Below are 6,859 nucleotides of genomic sequence, written 5' to 3' on the forward strand. Positions count from 1 at the left end.
GGGTGATGGGGTATGGGTAGGGGATTGGTTTCCAAGCCCCTGGTTCCTGTTATTGGGCAAGGCTGCTGGGGCCGAACCATTTTTCATATAAATCGGCGTAGGTGCCGTTTGACTTGAGGCGCTCCAAGGTGAGGTTGATGGCGGCTAGGCGGTCGTCGCTGCTTTTGGGGACGGCGATGCCGTACTGTTCGCGGGTGAGGCGGTCGCCGACTCGTTTAATGCCGGAGATTTGTTCGGCCGCGATCGCGTCTAGGACTGCTGGCAGCGTTACCAGGGCGGCGTCGGCTTTGCGGGTCGAAACCGCTTCTAGGGCCTGCCGGTCGGTCTCAAAGGTCTGGAGGGTAGAGCCGGAAATGTCTAGGGCCAGCTGGGCGCCGGCGGTGTCTAGGACGACGGCCACCTGCTGGTCTTGCAGGTCCTGAAGGTCGGCGATGTCGGTGCGGCTGGTGGCGATCGCGATCGCCACCCCAGCGTCGAAATAGGGCTGGGAAAAGTTGACTGACTCGGCTCGCTCGGGCGTAATCGGAATCGCTCCCAGCGCCACTTCCGCCCGCCCTGCCTGAAGCGTCGGCAGCAGACTGTCGAAGGGCAGCAGCTCCAGCTGTAGGGTCACGCCCAGGGCAGCGCCGATGGCCGTAATCAAGTCTACGTCGAAGCCTTCTAGCCGTCCCTCGGCCTGGACTTTGACAAAGGGGGAGAAGCCCGCTGCCAGGGCAACTTTCCAGGGGCCTGTGACGGCAATTTCCGCCGCTTCTTCTGCCGCAGTTGCCGCATTGGCTCCGGGCTCCCCGGCGGCGGGGGCGTCCCCTTCTGGCTCAGACTGGCGGCTACAGGCAGAGATCGCCGCTGCCCCGATGCCCGTGAGAAAACTTGTGAGAAAGCCCTTAACAAACCGTGATCGCTTCACCTAAACTCGTCCTGCTATCCCTCAATTTTCACCGTCTGCCCCGCCTGAATTGTAAATCAACCCGGTGGCGCTCGTGGTCAGGCTGGTTTCCCGTTAAAAATCTGCTCAGACCCCTTGGCCCGATCCGTAACATAGGTCACACTAGGATCTGCGTAATCACCCCCGAGGAACCATGAGCGAATTTTCCGACTTTCTTAAGCACAAGCAGGCCTACGTGGCGATTGGCGAATTTCAGCCCGGGCGCTTTGCCGAAGCCCGGCAGCTCTATGAGCAGGCCGTTTCAACCTATGGCCCCCGCTGCAAAGGCGCTTACCTGCTGCAAGAACCCGGCAGCGATCGCGGCATTGCGGTCATTTTTTGGGACGACATCAGCGATATGTCGGAGCATCAGGACAAGATCTACCAAAAGGCGATGCAGGAGATCTCTGCCCTCTTTGTAAAGCCGCCTGAGGTCAAAATCTACGAAGTTTGCAGCGAGATCGGCCTGATTCCCGAAATGCTTGCCGCCGCCAGCCGCTGAACCTAGACCCCGATTGGCTTAAGCGGCATAATGGTGAGTATTTTTAACCCCGCCGTCGCTCAAAATGGCCAAGCATACCCAAGCCCACATGTCGCGTACCCTGCCCAAAAATCAGTCCGCGTTTTACCGCGATCGCACCCTCAAGCAGATGGAATACTACATGGGGGCCAAGCTCATCGAAGTCGGCGTCGATCCCAAGATCGCGATCTACCGTTGGAAGAAAGAGGATCAGGGCCTGGAAGAGGAGTGGACTTACAGTGCCTATTGGGGGGATTCGCGGCAGCGAGTTGAGGCAGAAGAGAGTTAATAGAGAGATAGCGTAAAAAAGTTTTTTACGCTATCTCTCCCGCTTCTACTCCCACCAAAGCCTCCAGCGGCTGATTAAACAGCACCATCGTCGTTGTATTGTTGACCTCAAAGCCAATCCGCTGATAGAAGCTCTGCTGATGGGTGGTCATTAGATAGACCCGCTCGACCTGGCTCACGTGGGGGTGGCTGAGGACAGTCTGCACCAGCTTGCGGCCCAGCCCAGCGCCCTGGTAGTCGGGATGGATGACCACGTCCCAGATGGTGGCGCGGTAGACGCCATCGGAGGTGGCGCGGGAAAAGCCGATTAAGCGATCGCGGTCCCAAACGGTGACGACGGGGTGGCTATTGGCGATGGCGGTGGCCAGATCCTCAGGTCGGCGGCGGTTGGCCCAGAAGGCGGCGGCGTCAAACAATGTGCAAAGCTGGGCTAGCGTCGCTTCGCTCAGAGTGTCGGTGTAGCGAAATTGAATATGCCGATAGTCAATTGATGAAGCCTTGGCCTGGGACGTTACCTGGGTTATCGCCTGGGTCATCGTTTGGTGAATCCTCCCAAATCAGTCAGAATTAGAGCGTTACGTAACTTTAGGAAACCATCTTTCAGGATAGTCGGTGATCGCAAAACCGCGCCGCTTGTGAACTGCCCTTTTAGCCGCTGATATTTAAGTTCCATGACATTTCGTTCGCCTGTAGCTAAATTCATGCAGTGGGGATGGCGTTTTTGGCAGCGCTGCAGGAAGGGTCGTCTATTCCGTCTGGGGATTGTGGCCGGGCTGATCGGGGTCTGGAGTATTGCTCTGGGCTGGGGGCTGGCTCAGGCGGTAGAACCTCCCGACGGGCTGAATGAATCACCCATTGGTATGGTCGATCCGGTTGCGCCTGACTATGCGGTGGGCTATCGGCTCTATGTGGAAAATTGCAGTACCTGCCACGTGGCCCTGCCGCCCGCCGTCCTACCGACCGAGACCTGGCAGCAGGTGCTCGGCGATACGGCCCACTACGGCGTTATGCTGGAACCCCTATGGCGGTTTGACCGGCAGGCCATCGTCCGCTATCTGCGCACCTACTCGCGGCCCAATCGGCCTTCTGAGGACCTGCCCTACCGGGTAGCGGAGTCGGACTACTTTTATGCGCTGCATCCCCAAATGGAGCTGCCGCAGCCGGTCCGGGTCAGCAGCTGCGCCAGCTGTCATCTGGGGGCTGAGAACCAAAACTTCGGCTCCTGGGAGGCGCAGACTCAGGTGATACCATAAAGAGGTCTGAATCTAATCTGGGTGAGGCTTATCCATCGCTTCAGTCGAGAGAGCGGCCCGTTAGGGTAAACCGTCCGACCCGCCGCCCGCCAAGAATGGGCTTTACCGATAAAATTCAGATAGCTGACTGTTCCAGTTCCGCCGCCGTTTCATTTGTCTGACATGCTGAAAAAACTTCTAGGCGACCCCAACGCTCGTAAGCTCAAGCGATACCAGCCCGACGTCAAAGAGATCAACCTGCTGGAGGAGGACGTCCAGGGACTGTCGGACGAGGCGCTGTCGGGCAAGACGGCTGAGTTTCAGCAGCGGCTGGCCAGCGGCGAAGACCTGGATGATATTCTCTCCGAAGTGTTTGCCGTGGTTCGGGAAGCCTCGAAGCGGGTATTGGGGCTGCGCCACTACGACGTGCAGCTGATTGGCGGCATGGTGCTGCACGACGGCCAGATTGCTGAGATGAAGACGGGGGAAGGCAAAACCCTGGTGGCGACGCTGCCGGCCTATCTGAATGCGCTCTCGGGGAAGGGGGTTCACATCGTCACGGTGAACGACTACCTGGCCCGCCGCGACGCTGAATGGATGGGGCAGGTACATCGCTTTTTGGGCCTGAGCGTAGGTCTGATCCAGCAGGGCATGAGCCCGATGGAGCGGAAGAAAAACTACGCCTGCGACATCACCTACGGCACCAATAGCGAATTTGGCTTTGACTATCTGCGCGACAACATGGCCACCCAAATGGAAGACGTGGTGCAGCGGCCCTTCAATTTCTGCATCATTGACGAGGTTGACTCCATCCTGATCGACGAGGCTCGGACGCCGCTGATTATCTCTGGCCAGGTCGAGCGCCCCGGCGAAAAGTACACCCAGGCGGCTGAGGTGGCGAGAGCCCTCCAGAGCGACGATGAAGATTACGAGGTGGATGAAAAAGCCCGCAACGTGCTGCTGACCGATGAGGGTTTCGAAAAGGCGGAGCAGCTGCTCGGCGTCACCGACCTGTTCGATCCCAAGGATCCCTGGGCACACTACATTTTCAACGCGATTAAGGCCAAGGAGCTATTCACTAAGGACGTCAACTACATCGTCCGCAATGATGAAGTGGTGATCGTCGATGAGTTTACCGGCCGGGTGATGCCGGGGCGGCGCTGGAGCGACGGCCTGCACCAGGCGATTGAGGCCAAGGAGCATGTCGAGATCCAGCCGGAAACCCAGACCCTGGCTTCGATTACCTATCAGAATTTCTTCCTGCTCTATCCCAAGCTGTCGGGCATGACTGGCACCGCTAAGACGGAAGAAGCTGAATTCGAAAAAATCTACAATCTGGAAGTCACAATCATTCCCACCAACCGGCCCCGGGCGCGGCGCGATGTGGCCGACGTGGTGTTCAAGAATGAGCGAGGCAAGTGGAACGCGATCGCGCAGGAATGCGCTGAGATGCACGAAACCGGGCGGCCCGTCCTGGTCGGCACCACCAGCGTGGAAAAGTCCGAGCTGCTCTCGGGTCTGCTCAGCCAGCTCAAGGTCGAGCACAATCTGCTGAATGCCAAGCCGGAAAACGTCGAGCGCGAGTCTGAGATTGTAGCCCAGGCCGGCCGGCGCGGCGCGGTGACGATCGCGACTAACATGGCCGGTCGCGGTACCGACATCATCCTCGGCGGTAACTCAGACTACATGGCCCGGCTGAAGCTGCGGGAATACCTGATGCCCCGCATTGTCAAGCCCGAAGACGACGATAGCTTTGGCGGTGCCCGCATCTCCGCCGCCCGCAACAAGCGCGAGGCGCAGGGATTTGAGCCGGGAAAAAAGGTCAAAACCTGGAAAGCCTCGCCGCAGATTTTTCCGACTGAGCTTTCACCGGAAGCCGAGCGAGCTCTACGCGAAGCGGTCGATTTTGCCGTTAAAACCTATGGTGAGCAGAGTCTGCCCGAGCTGACGGCTGAAGATAAGCTGGCGGTTGCCGCTGAAAAGGCCCCGACAGATGACCCCGTCGTACAGCGGCTGCGAGAGGTCTACAACCAGGTGCAGGCTGAGTACGAAAAGTTTACCTCGGCTGAGCATGACGAAGTGGTTGAGCTGGGCGGCCTGCACGTAATCGGTACCGAGCGCCACGAGTCGCGTCGCGTCGATAACCAGCTGCGCGGACGGGCCGCTCGGCAGGGCGATCCCGGCTCCACCCGCTTTTTCCTCAGCCTGGAAGACAATCTGCTGCGAATTTTTGGCGGCGATCGCGTGGCCGGTCTGATGAACGCCTTTAAGGTGGAAGAAGACATGCCGATCGAGTCGGGGATGCTCACCCGCTCGCTGGAGGGCGCTCAGAAGAAGGTCGAGACCTACTACTACGACATTCGCAAGCAGGTGTTTGAGTATGACGAGGTGATGAACAACCAGCGCCGCGCCATCTACGCCGAGCGGCGGCGGGTGCTGGAGGGCCAGGAGCTGAAGGAGCTGGTGATTGCCTACGCCGAGAAGACGATGAGCGATATCGTCGAAGCCTACGTCAACCCGGAGCTGCCGTCGGAAGAATGGGATTTGGCCAGCGTTGTCGGCAAGGTGCAGGAGTTTGTCTATCTGCTGTCTGACCTCACCCCTGACCAGCTGGAGAACCTGTCCATGGGCGAAATCAAGACCTTCCTCTACGAGCAGGTGCGGATTGCCTACGACCTGAAGGAGGCCCAGGTTGACCAGATCAAGCCCGGCCTGATGCGCGAAGCCGAGCGCTTCTTCATCCTCCAGCAGATCGACACCCTCTGGCGTGAGCACCTGCAGCAGATGGACGCCCTGCGCGAAACCGTTGGCCTGCGCGGCTATGGCCAGCAGGATCCGCTAATTGAGTACAAGAGCGAAGGCTATGAGCTGTTCCTGGACATGATGACGGGCATTCGCCGCAACGTGGTCTATACGCTCTTCCAGTTCCAGCCGCAGCCGCAGCCCGCGGTCCGACAGACTGAGCAGATTGTCTAACCGGTGCCCTATGCTGCGATTACAACAACGCCTGCGGGACTGCGTTGCCTGATCCCTATCTGTCAAACGCTAGACGCTCAGCTCTGGCTGCCCTCGACGCTAGCCGATGCGCCGTCAAACCTGTCTTACGAAACCTATTCCGGCTCTCTGCGCGAATTTTTAGCCGCGCATTGGGCCAACTACGACGGCTTTATTTTCTGTCTGGCCAGCGGTGCCGTCGTGCGGCTGATTGCACCTTTGCTCACCGATAAGGCGACCGATCCGGCAGTCATCGTCATTGACGAAGGCGGCCAGTTTGCGATCAGCCTCTGCGGCGGCCATCAGGGCGGTGCCGACCGGCTGGCGCAGCAGGTCAGCCATTGTCTGGATAGCCAGCCTGTTTTAACCGGAGCCGCTAACCGGTTGGACTTAGCCGGGATTGACGTTTTAGGTCGGCCCTTTGGCTGGACCAAAGGCAGCGGCGACTGGACCGGCGTCAGCGCCGCGATCGCGCGTTCTGCCTCCGTTCAAATCCTCCAGGACTGCGGCACCGACCTCTGGCAGTCCCACCTGCCGCCCGGCCACCCCTACCAGTTCGGCTCCCCCGAATTTGCCGACTGCCGCGACCAGCCCCCACCGCAGGCCCGCATCTGGATTAGCCCGATCCAGCGTCAGTTTTCCCCCGACTCAGACTTTCCCCCAAATCTGCCTAAGGTGCAGTGGCATCCCCGCGTCCTCTGGGTCGGCATCGGCTGCGAGCGCGGCACCCCCGAAGCCCTGATTGAGCTAGCCATTGAAACCGTTTTCCGGGAGAATCACCTGGCCCTGGGCGCGATCGCGGGCATCGCCAGCCTCGACCTCAAAGCCGACGAACCCGGCCTGCTCAGCCTCTGCCAAAAGCACCGCTGGCCCCTCCGCACCTTCACCGCCGCCCAGCTC

7 protein-coding genes are annotated in these 6,859 nt (G+C 59.6%); 5 read left to right on the forward strand and 2 right to left on the reverse strand.

The genetic code is table 11. The features are described 5' to 3' along the window. Positions 1-49 precede the first annotated feature (49 nt). The gene (locus IQ241_RS24545; RefSeq protein WP_193912340.1) at positions 50-907 is read right to left on the reverse strand and encodes a transporter substrate-binding domain-containing protein; all 858 of its coding nucleotides are present in this window, start codon (positions 905-907) and stop codon (positions 50-52) included. Positions 908-1,079: 172 nt separating this feature from the next. Here IQ241_RS24545 and IQ241_RS24550 point away from each other — a divergent pair, with 172 nt between their 5' ends. Together IQ241_RS24550 and IQ241_RS24555 are read left to right on the forward strand one after the other, a co-directional pair. Beyond that, a complete protein-coding gene (locus IQ241_RS24550; protein ID WP_193912342.1) occupies positions 1,080-1,427 on the forward strand; it encodes an antibiotic biosynthesis monooxygenase in 348 nt (115 codons plus the stop codon). Between the two features lie 64 nt (positions 1,428-1,491). Then, positions 1,492-1,734 carry a hypothetical protein gene (locus IQ241_RS24555; RefSeq protein WP_193912344.1) on the forward strand — a complete coding sequence of 81 codons (243 nt, stop codon included), beginning with the start codon at positions 1,492-1,494 and terminating at the stop codon, positions 1,732-1,734. 25 nt (positions 1,735-1,759) lie between these two features. Here the strand turns inward: IQ241_RS24555 and IQ241_RS24560 are convergent, their stop codons facing one another. After that, the gene (locus IQ241_RS24560; protein ID WP_390622494.1) at positions 1,760-2,221 is read right to left on the reverse strand and encodes a GNAT family N-acetyltransferase; all 462 of its coding nucleotides are present in this window, start codon (positions 2,219-2,221) and stop codon (positions 1,760-1,762) included. A gap of 213 nt (positions 2,222-2,434) precedes the next feature. Between IQ241_RS24560 and IQ241_RS24565 the strand changes: the two genes are divergently transcribed. From IQ241_RS24565 to IQ241_RS24575, 3 genes are all read left to right on the forward strand, one after another. Continuing rightward, a complete protein-coding gene (locus IQ241_RS24565) occupies positions 2,435-2,986 on the forward strand; it encodes a diheme cytochrome c (RefSeq protein WP_228022072.1) in 552 nt (183 codons plus the stop codon). Between the two features lie 162 nt (positions 2,987-3,148). Further along, entirely contained in the window at positions 3,149-5,941 is a 2,793-nt protein-coding gene (gene secA / locus IQ241_RS24570) for a preprotein translocase subunit SecA (RefSeq protein WP_193912350.1), read from the forward strand. 3 nt (positions 5,942-5,944) lie between these two features. Further along, a partial coding sequence (locus tag IQ241_RS24575) for a cobalt-precorrin 5A hydrolase (protein WP_193912352.1) occupies positions 5,945-6,859 on the forward strand: 915 nt, incomplete at its 3' end.

This window comes from Vasconcelosia minhoensis LEGE 07310 (assembly GCF_015207255.1).
In the GTDB taxonomy this organism is placed as follows: Bacteria; Cyanobacteriota; Cyanobacteriia; order Phormidesmidales; family Phormidesmidaceae; genus Vasconcelosia; species Vasconcelosia minhoensis.

What these genes read in the sequence shown, in the direction of transcription:
- IQ241_RS24550 (WP_193912342.1), top strand. Translation starts at nt 1,080, where the DNA reads ATGAGCGAATTTTCCGACTTTCTTAAGCACAAGCAGGCCTACGTGGCG.
- IQ241_RS24555 (WP_193912344.1), top strand. Translation starts at nt 1,492, where the DNA reads ATGGCCAAGCATACCCAAGCCCACATGTCGCGTACCCTGCCCAAAAAT.
- IQ241_RS24565 (WP_228022072.1), top strand. Translation starts at nt 2,435, where the DNA reads ATGCAGTGGGGATGGCGTTTTTGGCAGCGCTGCAGGAAGGGTCGTCTA.
- secA (WP_193912350.1), top strand. Translation starts at nt 3,149, where the DNA reads ATGCTGAAAAAACTTCTAGGCGACCCCAACGCTCGTAAGCTCAAGCGA.